This window comes from Sphingomonas sp. LHG3406-1, assembly GCF_029637485.1.
Classification (GTDB): domain Bacteria; phylum Pseudomonadota; class Alphaproteobacteria; order Sphingomonadales; family Sphingomonadaceae; genus Sphingomicrobium.
The window spans coordinates 1,740,972-1,761,108 of the sequence record NZ_CP069128.1 but is presented as its reverse complement, the minus strand read 5'-3'; the positions used below and the strand labels follow the sequence as shown (position 1 = coordinate 1,761,108).

Genomic DNA, 20,137 nt, shown 5'->3' with positions numbered 1-20,137 from the left:
TTCAAGCGACTAGCTTTCGAGGATCCATGGCCGCGACCCGCAACCATCCTTACCACATTCTTCCGCCCAGCCTCTGGCCGCTGATCGGAAGCTTCTCGGCCCTCGCGCTGACCGCGGGCGGCGTGCTGTGGATGCACGACAATCCGTATGGCAAGTTCGTCCTTCTGGCGGGCCTGTCGGGCGTGCTGCTGACGATGTTCAGCTGGTGGCGGGACGTGGTTCACGAGAGCCGGGCCGGCGACCACACACCGATCGTCCAGCTCCACCTGCGCTACGGCATGATCCTGTTCATCGCCTCGGAGGTGATGTTCTTTCTGGCCTGGTTCTGGGCCTTCTTCGATTTCTCCCTGTTCCCGAGCGCGGTCGAGAGCGTCGGCGGGGTCTGGCCGCCGAAGGACATGGCGGTCATCAACCCGCTCGGCTTCCCGCTGCTCAACACCTTGATCCTGCTCTGCTCCGGCACCACCGTGACCTGGGCGCACCATTCGCTGATCAACGGCGACCGGCAGGGGCTGAAGAACGGCCTTCTCGCGACCATCGCGCTCGGCGTCGTGTTCAGCGGCATCCAGGCCTATGAATATGCGCACGCCCCGTTCGGCTTCGTCAGCTCGAGCGGCGGAAACGTCTATGGTTCGGCCTTCATGATGGCCACCGGCTTCCACGGCGCGCACGTGCTGATCGGCACCATCTTCCTGATCGTCTGCTACTTCCGTGCGGTTCGCGGCGACTTCACTAAGGAAAAGCACTTCGGCTTTGAGGCGGCTGCCTGGTACTGGCATTTCGTCGACGTCGTCTGGCTGTTCCTGTTCGTCTCCATCTACCTGTGGGGCGGCTGGGGCGCCGAGTGGCACGGCTGATGAGCATCGCGGGACCGGCGGGCCAGTGGCTCGCCGGGACCTGCCCCGCTTGCGAGAAGGGCCGGCTGTTCGCCGGCCCTGTTCGTTTGCGCGAGCGGTGCGAGCATTGCGGGCTCGACTTCCAGCAGTTCAACGTCGGCGACGGGCCGGCGGCCTTCCTCATCCTCGTCGTCGGCGCCCTGCTGGTCGTGGCCGCGCTGCTCGTCGATGCAGCCTTTGAGCCGCCATTCTGGGTCCATCTGGTGTGGATCCCGCTCGGACTTGGACTGACCCTCGGCGGCCTCAGGCTGGCCAAGGCATGGCTGCTCGGCGCGGAATATCGCAACGCCGCGCACGAGGGGCGGCTGGTCAAGTGAGGCGGGTGCCGATCTTCGCCACCCTGGTGGTGCTGCTCGCCTGCGCGACGATGGCGGGCCTCGGCTTCTGGCAGCTCGATCGCGCCAAGGAAAAGGAGGTGGCAATTGCGCGCCTCGCTTCCAATCTCGACGCCGCACCGATCGCGATCGACCGGACCGTCGACCTCGATCGCCAGCTGTTCCGCCCCGCGAGCGCGACCTGCGGCCCGTCGCCGACCCGGCTGGAGGGCGCCGGCCGCTTCGGCTTCCGCCTGCTCGCCGACTGCCGGCCGCTGGACGGCGGGCAGATGTTGATGGTGCAACTGGGCACGACCCGCCGGCTGATCGGCGCGGGCCAGTGGAGCGGGGGCGACGTCACCGGCACGCTTACCCAGGCACCGGATAATCGCGCCCTGCCGGCGAGGATCGCCGATCCCCGTCCGCCGATGCCGATGATCGTCGCCGATCCGCCGGTCATTCCCTTCTCGGAGCGGCCGGCTCCCCCGAGCATCGCCGACATTCCCAACAACCATCGCAGCTATGCGGTGCAATGGTTCGCCTTTGCCGCCGTCGCGCTGGTCATCTATGTCCTTGCGCTGAGGAGGCGGCGGGCGTGACCAGGATCAGCCATCTCGCCAACGGGCTGACCGTCATCAGCCGCCCGATGCCGGGGCTGGAGACCGCCAGCATTGCCCTGTTCGCCGGCGCCGGCTCGCGGCACGAGGAGGCGCGGGTCAACGGCCTCGCCCATCTGTTCGAGCATATGGTGTTCAAGGGCGCGGGCGGCCGTTCGGCCCGGCAGATCTCCGAGGCGATCGAGGATGTCGGCGGCGAGCTCAACGCCTGCACCGAGCGCGACCAGACGAGCTTCACCGCTGCCGTGCTCGGCGATCACGTCCCCCTGGCGGTCGAGCTGCTCGGCGACCTCGTCGCCCGGCCGCAGTTCGACCCCGACGAGCTCGCCCGTGAAGCCGAGGTCGTGCTGCAGGAACTGGCCGAGGCGGAAGACACGCCGTCGGACATCATCTTCGATCATCTGTGGAGCCAGGCGTTTGCCGAACAGCCGCTCGGCCGCTCGATCCTCGGCAGCGAGGAGAGCGTTCGTGGCATCGGCCGGGACGACCTGACCGGCTGGCGCGACCGCCATTATCGGGGCGGATCGATGGTGCTGTCGGCGGCTGGCGCGGTCGAGCATGAGGCGCTGGTCGCGCTCGCCGAGCGGCACCTGGGCGAGCTTCAGGCGGGCGAAGCACCCGAAGCGGAACCTGCCCGCTTTACCCCCAGGGTCCGCCGCGATCCTGCCAAGGCCGATCAGGCGCAGCTGACCGCTGGCTACGAGGCACCGGGGCAGAAGGCCGAGGATTACCTCGCCGCGCGCCTGTTCGCCGACATCGCCGGCGGCGGCGCATCGTCGCGACTGTTCCAGGCGGTGCGGGAGGAGCGGGGCCTGGCCTATACCGTCAGCGCCGGGCTCCACCCCCATGACGAGATCGGGCTGCTGCATGTCCATGCGGCGACGTCGCGCAAGCAGGGGGCGGCGGCACAGGCGCTGATCGAGGAAGTTCTTCGGGATGCCGCCGAAACGCTCGGACAGCGCGAGCTGGACCGCGCCCGGATCCAGATCCGCGCGGGGCTGGCGATGGCGCTGGAGACCCCGTGGGGCCAGGCCGCGCAGGCGGCGCGCCAGTGGCTGGTGCACGGCCGGCTGATCGGGCGCGAGGAGCTTGCGGCCAAGCTTGCGGCGCTCGACGTCGAACAGGTGCGCGCCGCCGGTGCGCGCATGCTTGCCGGTGAGCCGGCGCGCGCGACGCTGGGGCTGGCGGCATGAGCGACCTCCTGACGATCGTCGCCGCACCCTGGTCCGACTGGGGGCTGATCGACAGCGGCAATGGCGCCAAATATGAGCGCTATGGCCACATCAGGGTGGTCCGGCCCGAGCCGCAGGCGATGTGGGCTCCGTCAAGTGACGGCTGGGACCCCGACGCGACCTTCGTTCCCGGCAGCGACGAGGATGGCGGCGGCCGCTGGGTCCAGCACCGCCCGGTTCCGCGCAGCTGGCCCCTGCGCAGGGACGGAGTACGCTTCGAAGCCAGCCTGACCCCTTTCCGGCACCTCCAATTTTTTCCCGACATGGCGCCCCAGTGGGACTGGATGCGGGCCCGCGCGGACGGGGCGGAGGTGATGAACCTGTTCGGCTATACCGGGGTCGGCACCCTGCTGCTGAGCGAAGCGGGCGCCCGGCTGACCCATGTCGATGCGTCGAAGAAGAGCGTCGAGCAGGGCAAGAACAATGCCCATCTGTCGGAGCTGGAAGAGCGGCCGATCCGGTGGATGATCGACGATGCCGCCAAGTTCACCGCGCGCGAGGTCAGGCGCGGGCGGCGCTACGATGGAATCCTCCTCGATCCGCCGAAGTTCGGGCGCGGCCCGACCGGCGAAGTGTGGCGGCTGGAGGAGCATCTGGCGCCCCTGATCGAGGATTGCGGCCGGCTCCTGGACGAGAACAGCCGATTCCTGGTGCTGACCGTCTATGCGGTGCGGATGAGCGCGATCAGCGTGGGTGAACTGCTGCGGCAGAAGCTCGCGCACTTGGGCGGTCGGATCGAGGTCGGCGAAATGGCGGTGCGGGAGGAAGCACGCGGGTTGTTGCTGCCCACGGCGCTGTTCGCCCGCTGGGTGCGGGACTAGGTCCGCGCAGCTCGGAGGGCCGCAGGTTCAGGCGCGCGCAGCCCGAAGGGCCGCAGGTTCAGGTGCGCGCAGCCCGAAGGGCCGCGCCGGCGATAAAGGGCGATCCGGCGACCAGGAACAGGCTGACGGCGGCCTCGAGCTGGAGCGCTCCGGCGCGCGGGTCGCCGGCCGCCGAGGCGGCAAAGATCAGCAGCGGAATGGCAAGCGGCATCAGCAGCAGGCCGCCCAGCGCCGAGCTTTGGCGGAGGCCGGCGGTCAGGCTGGCGACCGCCACGGCCAGCGCCGCCAGCGCCGGGGTTCCGACCGCAAGGGTGACGAGGGTCCGCCACAGCGCCTCGGCCGGCATGCCGAGCAGCACGGAGGCGGGCACGGCGGCGACAAGCAGGGGCGGGCCGAAGCTCAGCCAGTGGGCCACGATCTTGGCGAGCGCGACCTCCTCCATGCGCAGCCCGCCCAAGGCAAGCTGGTCGAGCACGCCGGCGGCGCGGTCCGGCTCGACCAGCCGCTCGATCGGCAGCAGGGCGGCGGCAAGCGCTGCCACCCACATCAGCCCCGGCCCGACCCGTGCCAGCAGCTTCGCATCGGGGCCAACCGCGAACGGCACCAGCGCCGCGACCAGCAGGAAGAAGAGGATCGGGAGCAGCGCGCTTCCGCCGATGGTCCGGCGAAGGTCGCGGCGAATCAGGCGGCCGATCACGCCTTGAGCTCCAGCCTGGTCCAGTCGGCCCCGGCGATGGGCTGGTGAGAGGCGGCCAGTACGGCGCCGCCGGTGCCGAGATGAGTCGCGATCAGTAGGCCTAGGCGCTCGGTCGAAGCGGTGTCGAGGCCGTTGGCAGGCTCGTCGAGCAGCCAGAGCGGTGCGCCGCCTACGGCCACCCTGGCGAGCGAGGCACGGCGCAGCTGGCCGGTCGACAGGAAACGGACCGGCACCTCGGCGAGATGGGCGAGGTCGACGGCGGCGAGCGCCTCCGCGACCGACCGGCCGGGCGCCCGCCAGAAGGCAAGGGCGCGGCCGAGATCAAGTTCGGGATCGAGCGCCGGCCGCTCGTCCGCAAGCGCACAGGGCGCGGCCGTCACCTTGCCGGCCAGCGGCGAGAGGAGTCCGGCAGCGAGGCGCAGGAGGCTCGACTTGCCGGTCCCGTTGGGGCCGACGACCAGCATCGCTTCACCGGCGCCAAGGGTGAGATCGAGCCCTTCGAACAGCAGCCGTCCGCCGCGCCAGCAGGCGACATTGCTCAGCGTCAGCAGGTTCATTCGCCGCCCGCCGCCTCCTCCAGCAGGTGCATGTCCTCGTCGCTGAGGCCGAAGTGGTGGCCGATCTCGTGGATCAGGACGTGGCTGACGAGATGCTCCAGACTTTCGCCCTCGCTTTCCATCCACTCGAGCAGGATCGGCGCGCGGTAGAGGAAGACCTGGTCGGGGAAGCGCCCGGACTCGTCGATGCTGCGCTCGGTCAGCGGCCGGCCGACGTAGAGGCCGGTGAGCTCGTAAGGGTCCTCGATGCCCATCTCGGCCAGCACGTCACCCTCGGCGAACTCCTCCACCCGGAGGATCACTTCGCGGACGGTGGCGGCGAAAGGCTCCGGCAGGCGCTCCAGCGCGGTGCGGGCGAGCGCCTCGATATCGGACAGGCTGGGGGCAGGACCGAAGGCGCGCATGGGCTGACGGTGTAGCGACAAGTCCGACGCTGCCAAGCGGGTTGTTCCTTAGGCCATCAGCCCCTAAGAGCGCGGCCTGTCCAGGCACAGGTGACGTGCGGAGCGGTGGCCGAGTGGTCGAAGGCGCTCGCCTGGAAAGTGAGTATACGGCAAAACCGTATCGAGGGTTCGAATCCCTCCCGCTCCGCCATTTACCTCGATCGAACCGTAGCAGATGTGCGCGAAAAACGCGCCGGAGATCGGCGGTTTCAAGCTGTCCGAAGGGCGGTCGATAGGGGAAAGCGGAACGGCAGTTTTTCGGGTGGTTGGGCGCTGACGAAGGCGGGTAAGCGCCCACTCCGCCCGCTCCAGGGCCTTTCGCCGTCACCCGTATGCGGATGCACGTCCAGCTAAGTAGCTTGCGACCGATTCCGACCCATTGCGGACATTAGCAGCTCCGGCGATGGTGCGACCGAATCTATGAAAAGGGAGCCGTGAGCCGTTGGAAAGCCTTCTCTATATCTGGCTACCTACTGCTGCCTTTGCTTTGTTTATCGGTACTGCGATGTGGTTTTCAGCCAATCACAAGCGACCGGGTCAAGTCTCGTGGTGGGCAGCGACCGCGCTCGCCGGAGTGCTGCTAATCATCATCCTTGGAGCCCACTCGATTATCTGTCGACGTCCGCTTTCCACCCTTAGCGGGCATCTGCGAAGCTTAGGTCAGCCGGGCAGGACGTCCGCTGTGCGATAACGAAGCTTCACCCAGGGCATCACGTCTTGCGCGAGATGGTCACGGAACGTCGCGGTGCCTCCGCACCGTCCTTGTTTCGACGACGGCCTGCCACTGCGTCGACCGCAGGCCCTTCAGTTCGGGAGTTAATCGGTTCGACCGCTGCCTGGTCTGCACGCCAACGAGGATGCAGAGCCCGATGCTTGTCGAGAGCTCGGCTTCTGCCGCGGTCCTAAGCCGGATGAGGCGAGATCATTGTCTTTCACCGTGTCTCGTCAGTGGACGGGCTCGGATATGGGCACTGCCCCGCTGAAGCGGTCGCAAAAGGCGCGGCGCTCGTGGTCGGCAATGAACTGGGCGGCCCGGGCCGCGATGACGGCGACGGTGGCGTTGGGATGACCGGACGGCAGTTGCGGCATGATCGAAGCGTCCGCGATCCAAAGATTGTCCGTTCCGCGCAGCTTGAGGTCCGGTCCGACCACCGCGCCCGCGTCCACGCCCATCCGACACGTGCCGGCGGGATGATAGACGGTCTGCATACCGGTGATGGCAAGTTCGAAGATCGCGTTGGGGTCGCCCGGCAAGCCGGGCATGTCCCGCAGGTGCTTGGCGAGCGGTGGGCGGCGGAGCACCTCGTGCATCCACCGCACAGCCTCGATCATCACGTGTTGGTCGTGGTCGTCCGGATCGGTGAACAATCGGAAGTCGATTCGCGGAGCGCGCTCAGGGTCGCTGCTCGCGAGGCTCAGCCGCCCTCGCGAGCGCGGCGTGTTGACCACTGCACCAATCGAGAATGCATCTTCGTGCGGTGGCTTCAGTGCCTGTTCGCGCCATTCAAAGGGCGCGAAGATGAGCTCCATGTCCGGAGCGCCGCTGCTGAGCGAGGAATGCGCGAAGGCGACTGCTTCGGCCGCATTGGACGCGAGCGGACCCTTTCTGCGCAACAAGTAGCGCAGCAGGTTGGGGATGGACTCCGCCGTCCGGTAGGTGTCTGCATGAGCCGTCGGGAAGCTGAGCACGGCCATCGGGTGATCGTGAAGGTTCTCACCGACCCCGGAAAGGCTGACCAGGGGCTTGATCCCGACTTCGAGCAGGTGGTCGGCCGCCCCGACGCCCGACACCATAAGCAAGTGAGGAGAGCCTATCGCCCCCGCCGCCAAGATAACCCCCTTGGCTGCTGTTACAGTGCGCCCGTCCGCCACGATCCCAACGGCCCGCCGGCCCTCGAAGAGGATACGCTGAGCCGGCAAGCCGCTTAGCAAGTGAAGGTTCGGCCGCTGCAGCGCCGACTTCAGGAAGGCATCGTAGACGGAGTATCGGCGACCGCGATGATGCGTGACTTCCGCGATCCACGCCCCCTGTTCACTGGTCCCATTATAGGTTGGACCGCTTCGCGCCTTGTCCGGCTGGGCGGCTTCGACAAAGTCCCTGGTTGCCCGGTGAACATGCGCATTGCGTGAGATGAGCATGGGACCGTCGCGCCCGCGGTCAACGCCCGGGATATCTGCTCCCGCTGCCTCAAGCTCGGCAAAGTAGGGCTCGACCTGCGACCAGCCCCAGTCCGAGAGACCGAGCTGCCGCCAGCCTTCGAAGTCCTCAAGCCGAGCCCATTGATGGATTTGCGCGTTGAGGCTGGCGGACCCGCCAAGCATCTTGCCGCGCGGAACGAAGATCTTGCGCCCGCCTGCGTTTGCCTGCGGTTCGCTGGTGAACGCCCAGTCGTATCGCGACCCAAACAACCTTGCGAAGCCAGCCGGGATACCGACGAACGGGTTGGACGATTTCCGGCCTGCCTCGACGAGCACCACCCGATTGCGACCGCTTGCGGTCAAGCGTTCGGCGAGGACGCACCCAGCGGTGCCCGCGCCGACGATGATGTAATCGAACGTCACCTGAACCTCGTGAACATAGCCGCACTGCAGCGCCTTACATAGTGTTACTATGTCAAGTTACGTAGTGCAACTATGTTTCTGTGGGTCAGGTCAGGATCAGCCGGTCCAAGGTGCGTTCGAGCACAGCCATGACGGTATCTACATCGACGTCCCCATCGCCGCGCGCCAAGGCGAACGCCGCCTCGTTGAGGTAGCCGAGTACAAGCAGCGCCAGGGCGCGAACCTGCGGTTCTGCGCTTCCTTTGGGGGCCAGCGCTCGCAGGACCGGCAAGATCAGGTCGAGGCCGAACCTGCTGTCGATTTCCCTGGCGACCGCGCTCCCGAGGACTGATGGGGCATCGACAAGAACGATGCGCCGATATTCCTCGCCTTGAGAAAAGATGAGGGCAGCTCGCGTGGCCGCCAGGAAAGCTGGGCGTGCGTCCTGTTCCCGATGGCCCACTGCTTGCACCTCATCGTGGAACTCGCGGGCAAGGGTGTTCACCACCTCCTCAAACAGGGCGCGCTTATTCTTGAAGTGGTGAAAAAGCGCCCCTTCGGTCACCTGTGCAGCGGCTGCGATTTCTGCCGTAGCCGTATCCGCAAACCCGCGCTCGCTGAACAATCGCCGAGCCTCGCGCACGATGGTGTGGCGCGTTTCCGCGGCGCCGGCAGCAGTCTTCCTTGGCATAGATAAACATAGCTAAGCTACGTATCGCTTCCTGGGCAAGGCCATGTGGCGACAAGCGCCAGAGTCCGCCCGTGCTGGATAGCGGAACGGCCGCTTTCGAACGAGCGCGTCAAGGTCTGACGTTGATGCGGAGGCCCTGGGGGGCGGGCAGGCCGAAGCTCCTGGCGGGTGAGTTCCGGAATCTCGTCACATCGATGATCAGCGACTGCTTCTCACCGGCGGTTCGGCCAGTCAGCGCAACGATGGAACGGTGCAAGGCGCATTGGCTGCCGCCAATTCGGCAGCAGCTGCCATTCGCCATTCGCCGTTCGCCTGAAATTTATTTTATGGGAAAAATGCTTAGGTGCTGACCGACTAACTAACCGGAAGGTTTCTTGCGCCAGAGACGGTCGCCTGATGACGAAGACCTCGACCCATTCCGTGCGCCTGCTGCCGCGTCAGCTCGTCGCCTCCATCCTGGGCGTGCTGTGCGTGGTGATGATCGCCCAGCTCGCAAACCTGCAATGGCGCAACGTATCGTTTGAGCAGCGCCTGCTGTCGGATGTGGAAACCAGCAACGAGCGCTCCCGATTGGCCTTTCGCTACCTGTCGCAGCTGCAGGACGTCGAAACCAGTCAGCGCGGCTTCGTCGTGACCGGACGGCCCGACTTCCTGCAACCGCTTGAAGCGGCGCGGAGGGAAATACCCCGGATCGCGCGCCAGCTTGAGCGATCTTACCCCGCCGGAAGTCAGGAGGCTGCCATCGTTGCCGACCTTGTCCGCAGCGGACAGGACAAGATCCTCTACTCCGAAGGGGTGATCGCCCTTCGGCTACGCGGTGGGCAGGCGTCCGCCAGTGCCGTCATCGCCAGCGGCCATGGCAAGCGCCTCATGGACCATGCCCGAGTGCTTGCAGCGACACTCGAGCATCATGAGAAAACGCTCACCCGGAACATGCTCGTGCGCGCTGCCGATCAGCGCGCGAGCCGGCAGACGACTGTCCTGGTTACCGAGGTGGTGCTGCTCGCGGTTGCACTAGTGCTGATGGGGCTGCTTGTCTCGACCGTGCGTACCTTGCATCATTCGACACGGCGCCTGACCGATTCAGGCATGCGCCAGTCTGCGATCTTCGACAACGCCACCGACGCGATGATGATGCTCGACGAGAAGGGCGACATCATCTCGGTCAACGCCGCCGCCGAGCGCCTGTTTGGGCGATCCTCCGATGCCATGATCGGTTGCTCCAACCTCACACTCTTCGCCGAACCGCCGCTGCCGGAAGTAAGCCAGGCCTATCTGCAGGGTCTGGCTCGCAACGAGGCCTGGGCCCGCCCATCGCAGGACTTCGTCGGTCGGCGAGGCGACGGCACCTACTTCGAAACCGAAGTTGTCACCACACCCGTTCAGCTGCACGAGTGCGTGCAATTTCTCGCCGTCGGTCGCGATATTACGGAGCGTCGCCGGGTCGAGCGAATGAAAACCGACTTCGTCGCCACTGTCAGCCACGAACTGCGTACGCCGCTGACTTCCATCTCGGGGTCGCTCGGGCTGCTTGCCGGCGGCGCGGCGGGCGAACTCGGTGCGAAGGCTCGGCGGCTGATCGAGATCGCCTTGAACAACAGCCAGCGGCTCATTCGGCTGATCAACGACATTCTCGACATCGAGAAGATCGAGTCGGGCAAGATGGAGTTCGACAACCAGGAACTACCGCTCGAAAGCCTGCTGCAGCAGGTGGTCGATGCCAATTCGGGCTATGCGGAGAAGCATCAGGTCAGCATGGAGGTTGGCGCGGTGCCGGCGGACGCGGCGATCATGGCCGATGCCGACCGCATGAGCCAGGTGCTCACCAACCTGCTGTCGAACGCCATCAAATTCTCGCCGGTGGGCGGCGTGGTGACTCTGTCGGTCGAGCGATTCGGTAAGCACTGGCGGATCAGCGTGATCGATCGCGGCCCCGGGATATCCGAAGAGTTCCGCAGCCGCATCTTCGGCAAGTTCGCGCAAGCAGACGGGAGCGACTCCCGGCTGGTTGGAGGGAGCGGGCTGGGCCTGAGCATCGTCAAGGAAATCGTGTTGCGCTCGGGCGGCGAGGTGTCGTTCACCTCCGTTGCAGGCGAAGGCTCGACCTTCCATGTCGATTTGCCGGCGGTCGCCACGTTTCCACCGGCTGACGACACCCAGATCACGGCAAGGACGATGCCCGATCAAGGCTATCGAATCCTCCACGTCGAGGACGACGCCGACATGCTGCGTCTGGTGGCAAGCGCCCTGGAAGGCCGAGCGGAGGTGCATTCCACGCCGAGCGTTCACGAGGCCCGAGCATCGCTTCGCCGGCACCATTATGACGCGGTCCTGCTCGACATCGCGATGCAGGACGGATGCGGCCTCGATCTCGTTTCGCTGATCCGCCAGATCGATCCGGCGACACCGATCGTCCTGTTTACCGCGCTTGACGTCAGCGCCGGGGTTGCCTCGACGGTCGACCGGGTGCTGACCAAGTCACTCACCTCGCTGACGGATCTCTCCGAGCAGGTCGGCGCGCTGCTCGAGCGCGACAAGAGGAAAGCGGCATGACTCGTATTCTCTACATCGACGACGAAGACGAGATCCGCGAGATTGCCGAATTGTCGCTCGAGATGGATCCCGACTTCGAGGTCCTCCTCTGTGCTTCGGGCCGGGAAGCGCTTGCCGTCGCGCCCCAATGGAAGCCCGCCCTGATTCTGCTTGATGTGATGATGCCGCACATGGACGGGCCGGCGACTTTGGCCGCCCTGCGCGACCATGCCATGCTACGCTCCACGCCCGTGGTGTTCATCACCGCCCGCACCCAGGCCGCCGAACGCGAGGCCCTTCTGGCGCTCGGCGCCAACGGTGTGATCGGCAAGCCGTTCGACCCGATGACGCTGGCCGCGACCGTGCGGGACTATCTGCGGTGACGACCAAGGCCTTCGAGGCTCTGCGTGCCAGGTTTCGCGAGCGTGCAACCGTGCACGTCGGCACGCTCGAGCAGGCACTTGCGGCCGGTGACCGGCACACGGTCACTACCATCGCGCACAAGCTCCATGGCAGCGGATCAAGCTTCGGCTTCCCCAAGGTCACCGAATTGGCGCAGCCGCTTGAGGCGGCGGCGGACGCGGAAGCGGCGGAGGACGTCCTGCATCGCCTGGCCGCACCACTTCTGGCGGAACTGATGCGGATCGCTCAGGCGGTCTGAAAGCCCTTGCGGGTCATCTGGCCCCAGCCTTTCTGCTTGCGCAGATATTGCCACAAGCCCCGTAGCCGCCAGAAATTGCTGAGCTGCCGGTAACCGAAGTTCTCGGCCACCGAGACCAGGGTCAGGATGGCGAGATCGCGCGCGTGCGGAAAGCGGCGAAGTTCGACCTCTTCCAGAATCAGCGTCGCGACGCTGATGAAGACGCCGAAGGTGAAAGTGATCGCGAGAAAGGCGAGCAGATATTCGATCGACAGCAGCCCGATCGCCCACAGCAAGGGAACGAGGACGTAGCCGGCGACCTCCACCAGCGGTCCGAGCACGTCGACCACCAGAACCTGTCCGAAGCCGATGAAGCCGATACGGCCGTAGCGCGGGTTGAAAAGCATGTCCTTGTGCTTCGAGAAGGTCTCCAGCGTCCCCCTTTGCCAGCGAGCCCGCTGCCTGCCGAGAACGGCAAGGTCCTCAGGCGCCTCGGTCCAGCAGACCGGATCGGGGATGAACTCGATCCGATAGGGGCGCTTGTTGTCGCGCATGTAGCGGTGGAGCTTGATGACGAGCTCCATGTCCTCACCGACCGTATTGTGACTGTAGCCGCCGACCTCGAGCGCAAGGCGACGGCGGAACAGACCGAAGGCGCCCGAGATGACGGTCAGGGCCTGCATCCGACTGAGCGCCAGCCGGGCCATCAGGAAGGCACGGAGATATTCGACGATCTGGACCAGCGCGAGGAAGTTGCGAGGAAGGCGAACGTCCTCGACTCGGCCGCTGGCAATTCGGCTGCCGTTGGCCAGCCGGATCGTGCCCCCGACCGCGACCATCTTGTCGGGCTCGTCCACGAATGGGCGGACTGTCCGCAGCAGCGCGTCGCTTTCCAGCAGTGAATCGGCATCGATCGAGCAGAAGAGCGGGGCACGGGCGACGTTGATCCCGGCATTGAGCGCATCCGACTTGCCCCCGTTCTCCTTGTCGACCACCAGCAGACGGGGCAGGCGCGGGTTGGCGTAGATGCCGCGGATGGGCTGGTGCGCGACGCTCAGCTCGTGGAAGCGGTCGACCCTCGTCACGCCGAAGTGATCGATCAGCCGCTGCAGCGTGCCGTCCTTCGAGCCGTCGTTGATCACGATCACCTCGAACTCCGGATAGTGAAGCGCAAGGAGAGAATTCACGCTCTCGACGATCGTCACCTCCTCGTTGAACGCCGGGGCGAGCACCGCGATCGGCGGCGCCTGGTCGGCATAGCGCCGCCACAGAACCGCGGAGCGAACCACTGGCGGGCGTTTGGCGAGTCCGATCGCCGCATAGACCAGCTGGACGAGGTAGAAGGCGATCTGCAGCAGACCGGTTGCGATCACGATCCACGCCGTTGCGGTCGCCAGCGTGACTGCCCACGGCTGCCACTCGAATCCCTGGGTCATGCCGTCAGGGCCTGTTCGGCGAGGGTCAGCCGAGCAGCGTCTCGTGCCCGCTCAGTTCCGCAGCGGCTCGCCTCGGCTAGCAAGGTGCGACCGGGCTCGCCCAGGCGAGTCAGTGCTTCACCGGCCCGGAAGCGGACCCACCAGTCGTTGTCGTCGAGCAATTGGCTCAGCTCCAGGTTGGCTTCGGCCAGGCCGATCCGGCCCGCAGCCTCGGCAGCGGCGGCGCGCACCCACCAGGTCGAGCTGGCGAGGTGGAGGCGGATGGCGGGAAGCGCTGCGGGATGCTGAAATGCACCAAGTGCGCGAAGGTAGCGTGGAAGCTCGGGCGAAAGATCGCCCGCTGCCAGGGTCAGACGGCAGATCACGCCGACCAGGGAATAGTCCCCGCTGCTCGACAAGGCCTCGATCGCAGCGGCCTTCACGGCCGCGGGCACATCGTCCCCATCGATGAGGGCTCGCACCTCGTCGGGCCGCTGACGCGAGATTTCGCTCAGCAACGTGACAGTCAGCAGCGAATGCTCGTGAATGCCGAGCCCCAGACGCTGAACCAGCAACTGCGGGGGAGGCGAACGATCGGAGCTCGCCAGTGCCAGCGCGGAGGTGAGCCGGACCCGCGAATCCCGATCGTCGAGCGCTTCTTCGAGGGCGGCTGTGCAAAGCTCGTCGGGGAAGTTGCCGAGCACCTCGGCCGCGACCGCCCTTGCCTGCGTTGACCCCGATGCGAGTTGTCGGCGGAGCGTGCAGGTCACCCCTGCGCGGGTGGCGGTGGCGACGAATTGCGCCCGCTCGTCACCGCGTACCAGCTCGATCAGTTCGGTCACCAGCGAGCCCAGGATGTCCGGCCCTGAGCGTCGCAATTCCGCCAGTTCCTCATCCGAGGCCGATCCAAGGAGCAGCGGCAGGAGCTTGCCGCGTTGCGCCTGGACTTCACGCTGGCGCCGCCCTGTGATCACCCGTGCGACGATCAGCCCGGTGATGATCAACAGCGCCAGCGCCGACAGCAGCAGCGAGATCGTCCACAGATCGATCAGCGACATCAGAGTCGCAATCCGGCGCCGAGCGTGAACTCCGTGCGGGAGGCACCTACCTGCTGATCGGTGTGGGCGAGCGAAAGGCGCAGCACCTGCCGCGGGCCAAGCACCGCTTCGACCCCGCCGAACAGGCTGGTCACCCTGGTGACGACACCCTCCGACGTGTCGGGCGCATTGGCGGCGCCGCCGAACAGGCGCAGTCCGGAATTGGCCTGGACATCGATCCTGCTGAGTGCGCCGGCTTGGACCCGGCCTCCGTCGACAAGGGCGATCAATCGCCCAGTCAGCGAGGCCTTGCCGCCCAGCACATACTGCTCGACTCCGGTCTGGAGAGTCGCAACGCGGCCCGAATCGTATCGCGCCTCGCGCAGGTCGAAGGACAGGACGGTGGCATTCGCGCCGCCATGAACCACCGACGAGGCTCCGCCGCCTACCTGCCAGCGTGGCCTGTAGTTGGCCTTGGGCGCGCCGCCGGCAACGAGGTAGGTTGAGAAACGGGGCGAGAAGCGGCGGACGAGTTGCGCTTCGCCGTAGATGTCGTGCATGCCGAAGCGGCGCGATGCCTCGATCCGTCCACTCACCGACGTCTCGTCCGAAGCGCGCCAGGCGATTTGCCCCGATGCTTCGCGCCAATTCGGTTGACCACGGCCAACCGCCGTTACGCCCGCGCTCATGTCGACGGTCCAGCGCGGCCCGCCAGCTTTCTCCAGTTGCGTTCGGATGACGCTTGCATCGGCATTGTCGGCAGGCACCGGGCGCAGCCAGGCGCGAGCACGGGCGCCATCGCCGCGGCGCTGCGCAATCCGCGCAAGGCCGATCCGGGCGTCGGCATAGTCGGGCGCCCGTTCGAGGACCTGGAGAAAGGCTTGCTCGGCGTCTGCGGCTCGGCCGAGGTCGAGCAGGGCGTAGCCGTAGTGAAGCCGCGCATCGACATCGTTCGGCCGCTCGCCGAGCCATTGCTCGAGCAAACGCGCCGCCTCCGCCGCCCGGCCGGCATGGCGGGCAACCACCGCTTCGCGATACGTGCTGGTCTTCGGCACGTCCGGCATGGAGACCGACGCCACCACGGCCACGCCGGTTGCAGCAATGACGAACATCAGGCGGCCCTCGTCAGCAGCCGCGTCAGGCGTGCCGTAAGCTCCTCCGGGATGAATGGTTTGGCTAGGTAATCGGACGCGCCGAGACTGAGCGCTTCGACGATATCCTTCTCGCCCTTCCGAGCGGTCAGCATGATGACGGGCAGGTCGCGCATGTGCGGTGCCTCCCGGATCTGGCGAAGCACCTCATAGCCGTCGAGCACCGGCATCATCGCGTCGAGCACCACCGCATCGGGCGACTCGGCGAACGCGCTGTCGATTGCCTCCTTGCCGTTGCGGGCAGTCCGCACTTCGTAGCCTTTGGCCGAGAGGCGAAAGCTGAGAAGTTCGAGGAGGAGATCATCGTCATCGCAGACGAGCACATTTTTTACGCCGGACATGCGGATGGGACTAGGCAGGTTTGGTAAACAAAACCTTCAAAATGGGCTCGAAAGTGTCTTCGAAAGCAGCGGCTTCGGGAGTGAACGACCTACTTCCGGAGAGCTCTTCCATTAACCATGTGAATTTGGGTTCGATCATGGGTGGCGCCAGCGAGGCCGGATGAACGAGCGCCTGCTCACCGGCGGCTGCGATGCGAGCTTGAATGTCCGTCTGTGGGTCCTTCAAGACGAAAAGCTGCTTGATCAGGGTAGCGCCACCTCTGGGGTCAGGACCTGCGGTTGCCGCGGCTAGGTCGGGACGCTGGACAGCAGCGTGTCGGTGAAGCGCTGGCGCCACCACATGACGTCCTCGCGCTGGATGTTGTCGAACATCGTCCGCCAGCGGCGGATGCGTTCCTCGCGGCTCATTGCGAGCGCCGTGCGGATGGCGTCCGACAGTTCCTCGGCGCTGTACGGGTTGACCAGCAGCGCGTCGGTGAGCTGCACGGCGGCGCCGGCGAAGCGCGACAGGATGAGGACGCCCGGGTCCTCGGGGTCCTGCGCGGCGACGAATTCCTTAGCGACCAGGTTCATGCCGTCCCGCAACGGCGTCACCAGGGCCATCCGGGCGGCGCGGTAGACGCCTGCCAGCACGCCGCGGGAATAGCCCTGGTTCACGTAGCGGATCGGCACCCAGTCGAGGTCGGCATGGGCGCCGTTGATGCGTCCGGACAGGCCCTCCAGCGCGCTTCGGATGCGCTGGTAGCTTTCGACGGTTCCGCGCGACGGCGGCGCGATCTGGAGCAGGAAGACCTCCTTCCGCTCTTCGGGATTCTCGATCAGGAAGCGCTCGTAGCCGAGGAAGCGCTCCTCCAGGCCCTTGCTGTAGTCGAGCCGGTCGACCCCGACCATCATCGCGCGTCCATTGGCGCTTTCGCGCATCTGGGTGCAGGTGTCGCGGGCCTCGTCGCTGCGGGCGAGCGCGGCAAAATCCTCGCAGTCGATGCCAATGGGGCAGACGATCAGCCGGATCTGCCGTTCGCCCAGTCGGAGCACGCCGTCGGCGAAGCTGCCGCCGCATTCCATCACGACGAATTCGACGAAGGACTGCAACCATTCGTTGGTGTGGAAGCCGATCACGTCATAGGCGAACATGGTCGAGACCAGGTCCGAGGCTTCCGGCAGCGTCAGCAGCAGCCGCCGTGGCGGCCAGGGCGTATGGAGGAAGAAGCCGATGCGGTTGCGGCAGCCGCGCTTGCGCAGCTCGGCCCCGAGCGGGATCATGTGATAATCCTGCACCCAGACGGCGTCGTCCGGCTCGATCAGGGGCGTGACCGTCTCGGCGAAACGTTCGTTGGTGCGCTGGTAGCCGCCGGCGAAGCCCCGCTCATATTCGGCGAGGTCGATGCGATAATGGAAGAGCGGCCACAGGGTGCGGTTGGCGTAGCCGTTGTAATATTCCTCGACGTCCTGCTCCTCGAGGTCGACGGTCGCGGTGGTGACGCCATCCTCACGGTGAAAGGTGATCTGCCCGGTGAACTCGTCGGTCACTTCGCCCGACCAGCCGAACCACAGGCCGCGATATTCACGCAGCGCGGCGGTCAGTGCGACAGCCAGCCCCCCTTGCGAACCGGCCGCTCCGCCGGTCGCCGCGGCGACGCGGTTCGAAATGACGATCAGGCGGCTCATCGGACCGAACTCCACGGCTTGCTGAGCAGGACGGCGCAGTTGATGGTCCCGACCAGCGAATAGGTCTGCGGGTAATTGCCCCACAGCTCGCCGGTCTGTGGGTGGATGTCCTCGGACAGGAGGCCGGCGGCCGTGCGGCGGGACAGCATTTCCTCGAACAGCGCCCGTGCATCGGCTTGCCTGCCGGTCGCCTGGAGCGCCTCGATCAGCCAGAAGGTGCAGACGTTGAACGCCGTCTCCGGCAGTCCGAAATCATCCTCCGTGGCGTAACGCAGCATGTGGGAGCCGCGCCGAAGCCCCTCTTCCACCGCGCGCAGCGTGCCCTGGAAGCGCGGATCCTCCGGCGCGAAGAAGCGCAGGTCGAGCAGCTGGATCAGGCTCGCGTCGAGGTCGTCGCCTTCGAAGGTGGCCGAGATACGCCTGGTGTCCTCGCGCCAGGCCGCCTGCTCGATGCGTTGGCGGATGGTCGTCGCGCGCTCCGACCAGAAGCCGGCCTTCTCCTCCATGCCGAGCGCCTGCGCGGCCGACGACAGGCGATCGCAGGCGGCCCAGCACATGGCCGAAGAATAGGTATGGACATGCTTGCGGGTGCGCAGCTCCCACAGGCCGGCGTCGGGCTGGTCGTGCAGTTCGAACGCGCGCTCGCCGATCCGTTCGAGCGAGGCGAAGTCCTCGGCGGTCGCCATCCGGAACAGCCGATGATCGAAGAAGGCCTGAACGTTGGACAGGACGATCTGGCCGTAGGCATCATGCTGGACCTGTTCATAGGCCTGGTTGCCGACCCGGACCGGTCCCATGCCGCGATAGCCGGGCAGGCCGTCCTCGATGCGCTCCTCGAGGCCGGCCTCGCCGCTCACCCCATAGAGCGGCTGAATGTCGCCGCCGCGGGCCGCGTCGACGATGTTGCGCAGGTAGACGAGATAGCCCTCGAGCACGTCGAGCGCGCCGAGCCGGTTGAGGGCCTGGACGGTATAATAGGCGTCGCGGATCCAGCAGTAGCGATAGTCCCAGTTGCGCTGGGAGCCTTCATGCTCGGGGACCGACGTCGTCAGCGCGGCGACGATGGCGCCGGTCTCCTCATGCTGGCAGAGCTTGAGGGCGATGGCGGCGCGGATCACCGCATCCTGCCACTCGACCGGGGTGGCAAGCCCGCGCACCCACTCGCGCCACTCGGTCGTCGTGCTGGCCAGCATGTCGGCCGCGCTTCGGCTGAGATCGTCGCCGAACGGCTCGTCCGGCCCGAGGAAGAAGGTCATCGGCCGCTCGATCCGGAAAAAGCGTTCTTCCCGGACCATTGCCACCGGCGCATCGGTCGTCAGCCGCATCGGCAGCGCCGGAAGGGCGAAGCGGATGTGGTTGGACCCGCCGGGCAGGGGCTCGGCCGCTTGCCCCCAATTCTGGGTCGGCTTGAGGCGCACCCGGATTCGCGGGCTGCCTGCCAGCGGGCGGATCATTCGCACGAAGGCGACCGGCCGATAGGTGCGGCCGAGGCGCCGGAAGCGCGGGCAGAAGTCGATGATCTCGATGGCGTTGCCGGCCGAGTCCGTCTTGCGCGTCGAAAGGATCGGCGTGTTGCGCAGATACTCCTGCCGCACCTCGACCTGATCGTGGAGGTCGATCGCCCACAGGCCCTGCTCCTGGCCCTCGCCGCCGAGGAGCGCGGAGAAGAGGGGATCGCCGTCCACCCGCGGCACGCAGGCCCAGACCATCTGCGCGTCACGATCGACGAGGGCGCTGACCTGGCAATTACCGATCGGCCAGAGGTCGAGGTCGCTCATGGGAGTCGCTCCAGCGCGTCGTTCAGCCATTGGTGGACGGCGGCCACACCGGGCAGGCGATAGGTGGCGGCGGTCGGGCGCTCCTCGCCGACCAGCACGCCTGCGCCGCCGAGTTCCCGGGCGACAGCGAACCCGTGTTCATCGGTCAGGTCGTCGCCGATGAAGACCGGCCGCGTGTCCGCATGGAGCGGCTCGGCCATGAGGATGCGGATGGCCGTTCCCTTGTCCGCCTCGGCCGGCTTCAATTCGTACACCATCTTGCCGGGCTGCACCTTGAGACCAGTCACCGCCGCGACCTGTTCGGCCGCGAGCCGGCACGCCTCACCGGCATTCGGTGCCTGCCGGTAATGCAGGGCGGCGCCCATCGGCTTGCGTTCGACCAGCACCCCCGCGAAGCGCTGCTCGAGACGCTGCAGCTGGAGAATGCCTGTCTCGAGTTCATCGGGGGGCGACACGGACCGGCCGGGCAGTTCGAGACCGTGGCTACCGACCACCGGAAGCGCGAGGGGAGCAAGCCATGTCCGGACATCGGCGGACGACCGGCCGCTGACCAGCACGAGCCTTCCGCCGAGACGGTCGGACAGGTCGGCCAGAAGCTGCCGCACGCCTTCGCCGACGCGGATCGCATCCGGAGCCTCGGCAATCTCGACCAATGTTCCGTCGAAGTCGAGGAACAGGCTTGCGCCAAGCATGAGGTCGGGTGGCGGCGGGCGTAGCAGCATCGTTCCTGACGGCGAAAGGGAGGCACGCGCGAAGGGGCCTGCAA

General features: G+C 66.5%; 21 protein-coding genes and 1 tRNA gene. 9 read left to right on the top strand and 13 right to left on the bottom strand.

Going from position 1 to position 20,137, the window contains the following annotated elements:
* Positions 1-26 precede the first annotated feature (26 nt).
* From JOY29_RS08520 to JOY29_RS08500, 5 genes are read left to right on the top strand one after another with little or no spacing between them, the layout of a single operon-like run.
* Positions 27-857 (top strand): cytochrome c oxidase subunit 3, encoded by an 831-nt coding sequence (locus JOY29_RS08520; protein WP_300973099.1) that lies wholly within the window; start codon positions 27-29, stop codon positions 855-857.
* A complete protein-coding gene (locus tag JOY29_RS08515; protein ID WP_300973098.1) occupies positions 857-1,213 on the top strand; it encodes a DUF983 domain-containing protein in 357 nt (118 codons plus the stop codon). Before JOY29_RS08520 ends, JOY29_RS08515 begins: the two co-directional genes overlap by 1 nt.
* A complete protein-coding gene (locus JOY29_RS08510) occupies positions 1,210-1,809 on the top strand; it encodes an SURF1 family protein (RefSeq protein ID WP_300973097.1) in 600 nt (199 codons plus the stop codon). Before JOY29_RS08515 ends, JOY29_RS08510 begins: the two co-directional genes overlap by 4 nt.
* On the top strand, positions 1,806-3,020 hold the full coding sequence (locus tag JOY29_RS08505) for a pitrilysin family protein (RefSeq protein ID WP_300973096.1): 1,215 nt from the start codon (positions 1,806-1,808) through the stop codon (positions 3,018-3,020). The genes JOY29_RS08510 and JOY29_RS08505 overlap by 4 nt, the downstream gene beginning before the upstream one ends.
* Entirely contained in the window at positions 3,017-3,880 is an 864-nt protein-coding gene (locus tag JOY29_RS08500) for a class I SAM-dependent methyltransferase (protein ID WP_300973095.1), read from the top strand. Before JOY29_RS08505 ends, JOY29_RS08500 begins: the two co-directional genes overlap by 4 nt.
* A 58-nt stretch (positions 3,881-3,938) precedes the next feature.
* Here the strand turns inward: JOY29_RS08500 and JOY29_RS08495 are convergent, their stop codons facing one another.
* From JOY29_RS08495 to JOY29_RS08485, 3 genes are read right to left on the bottom strand one after another with little or no spacing between them, the layout of a single operon-like run.
* Positions 3,939-4,577 carry a heme exporter protein CcmB gene (locus JOY29_RS08495; RefSeq protein WP_300973094.1) on the bottom strand — a complete coding sequence of 213 codons (639 nt, stop codon included), beginning with the start codon at positions 4,575-4,577 and terminating at the stop codon, positions 3,939-3,941.
* A complete protein-coding gene (gene ccmA / locus JOY29_RS08490) occupies positions 4,574-5,134 on the bottom strand; it encodes a heme ABC exporter ATP-binding protein CcmA (protein ID WP_300973093.1) in 561 nt (186 codons plus the stop codon). The genes JOY29_RS08495 and ccmA overlap by 4 nt, the downstream gene beginning before the upstream one ends.
* Positions 5,131-5,538, bottom strand: coding sequence for a metallopeptidase family protein (locus JOY29_RS08485; RefSeq protein WP_300973092.1), 408 nt, complete (start codon positions 5,536-5,538; stop codon positions 5,131-5,133). The genes ccmA and JOY29_RS08485 overlap by 4 nt, the downstream gene beginning before the upstream one ends.
* A 99-nt stretch (positions 5,539-5,637) precedes the next feature.
* On the opposite strand from JOY29_RS08485, the gene JOY29_RS08480 reads away from it, so the two are divergent.
* Positions 5,638-5,728, top strand: a tRNA-Ser gene (locus JOY29_RS08480).
* Positions 5,729-6,522: 794 nt separating this feature from the next.
* On the opposite strand, the gene JOY29_RS08475 is transcribed toward JOY29_RS08480, so the two are convergent.
* Together JOY29_RS08475 and JOY29_RS08470 are read right to left on the bottom strand one after the other, a co-directional pair.
* Positions 6,523-8,139, bottom strand: a complete 1,617-nt coding sequence (locus JOY29_RS08475; RefSeq protein ID WP_300973091.1) for a GMC family oxidoreductase — start codon at positions 8,137-8,139, stop codon at positions 6,523-6,525.
* A gap of 85 nt (positions 8,140-8,224) precedes the next feature.
* The gene (locus JOY29_RS08470; protein ID WP_300973090.1) at positions 8,225-8,809 is read right to left on the bottom strand and encodes a TetR family transcriptional regulator; all 585 of its coding nucleotides are present in this window, start codon (positions 8,807-8,809) and stop codon (positions 8,225-8,227) included.
* A gap of 396 nt (positions 8,810-9,205) precedes the next feature.
* Between JOY29_RS08470 and JOY29_RS08465 the strand changes: the two genes are divergently transcribed.
* Genes JOY29_RS08465 through JOY29_RS08455 form a run of 3 tightly spaced genes read left to right on the top strand, consistent with a single transcriptional unit; the run spans position 9,206 to position 12,002 of the window.
* Entirely contained in the window at positions 9,206-11,362 is a 2,157-nt protein-coding gene (locus tag JOY29_RS08465; RefSeq protein ID WP_300973089.1) for an ATP-binding protein, read from the top strand.
* Complete coding sequence (locus tag JOY29_RS08460; protein WP_300973088.1) at positions 11,359-11,724, top strand: response regulator; 366 nt, start codon at positions 11,359-11,361, stop codon at positions 11,722-11,724. Before JOY29_RS08465 ends, JOY29_RS08460 begins: the two co-directional genes overlap by 4 nt.
* Positions 11,721-12,002, top strand: coding sequence for an Hpt domain-containing protein (locus JOY29_RS08455; RefSeq protein WP_300973087.1), 282 nt, complete (start codon positions 11,721-11,723; stop codon positions 12,000-12,002). The genes JOY29_RS08460 and JOY29_RS08455 overlap by 4 nt, the downstream gene beginning before the upstream one ends.
* Here JOY29_RS08455 and JOY29_RS08450 read toward each other — a convergent pair.
* The 8 genes from JOY29_RS08450 to otsB form a co-directional block, all read right to left on the bottom strand.
* Complete coding sequence (locus tag JOY29_RS08450; RefSeq protein ID WP_300973086.1) at positions 11,990-13,417, bottom strand: glycosyltransferase family 2 protein; 1,428 nt, start codon at positions 13,415-13,417, stop codon at positions 11,990-11,992. The two genes, JOY29_RS08455 and JOY29_RS08450, sit on opposite strands and share 13 nt — an antisense overlap.
* A complete protein-coding gene (locus JOY29_RS08445) occupies positions 13,414-14,454 on the bottom strand; it encodes a HEAT repeat domain-containing protein (RefSeq protein WP_300973085.1) in 1,041 nt (346 codons plus the stop codon). Before JOY29_RS08445 ends, JOY29_RS08450 begins: the two co-directional genes overlap by 4 nt.
* Complete coding sequence (locus tag JOY29_RS08440; protein WP_300973084.1) at positions 14,454-15,545, bottom strand: YaiO family outer membrane beta-barrel protein; 1,092 nt, start codon at positions 15,543-15,545, stop codon at positions 14,454-14,456. The genes JOY29_RS08445 and JOY29_RS08440 overlap by 1 nt, the downstream gene beginning before the upstream one ends.
* Positions 15,545-15,925 (bottom strand): response regulator transcription factor, encoded by a 381-nt coding sequence (locus JOY29_RS08435; RefSeq protein ID WP_300973083.1) that lies wholly within the window; start codon positions 15,923-15,925, stop codon positions 15,545-15,547. Before JOY29_RS08435 ends, JOY29_RS08440 begins: the two co-directional genes overlap by 1 nt.
* A gap of 10 nt (positions 15,926-15,935) precedes the next feature.
* Complete coding sequence (locus JOY29_RS08430) at positions 15,936-16,151, bottom strand: hypothetical protein (protein WP_300973082.1); 216 nt, start codon at positions 16,149-16,151, stop codon at positions 15,936-15,938.
* A 62-nt stretch (positions 16,152-16,213) separates the two neighbouring features.
* On the bottom strand, positions 16,214-17,593 hold the full coding sequence (locus tag JOY29_RS08425; protein ID WP_300973081.1) for a trehalose-6-phosphate synthase: 1,380 nt from the start codon (positions 17,591-17,593) through the stop codon (positions 16,214-16,216).
* On the bottom strand, positions 17,590-19,371 hold the full coding sequence (locus tag JOY29_RS08420) for a glycoside hydrolase family 15 protein (protein ID WP_300973080.1): 1,782 nt from the start codon (positions 19,369-19,371) through the stop codon (positions 17,590-17,592). Before JOY29_RS08420 ends, JOY29_RS08425 begins: the two co-directional genes overlap by 4 nt.
* Entirely contained in the window at positions 19,368-20,093 is a 726-nt protein-coding gene (gene otsB / locus JOY29_RS08415) for a trehalose-phosphatase (RefSeq protein ID WP_300973079.1), read from the bottom strand. The genes JOY29_RS08420 and otsB overlap by 4 nt, the downstream gene beginning before the upstream one ends.
* Between the last annotated feature and the right edge of the window lie 44 nt (positions 20,094-20,137).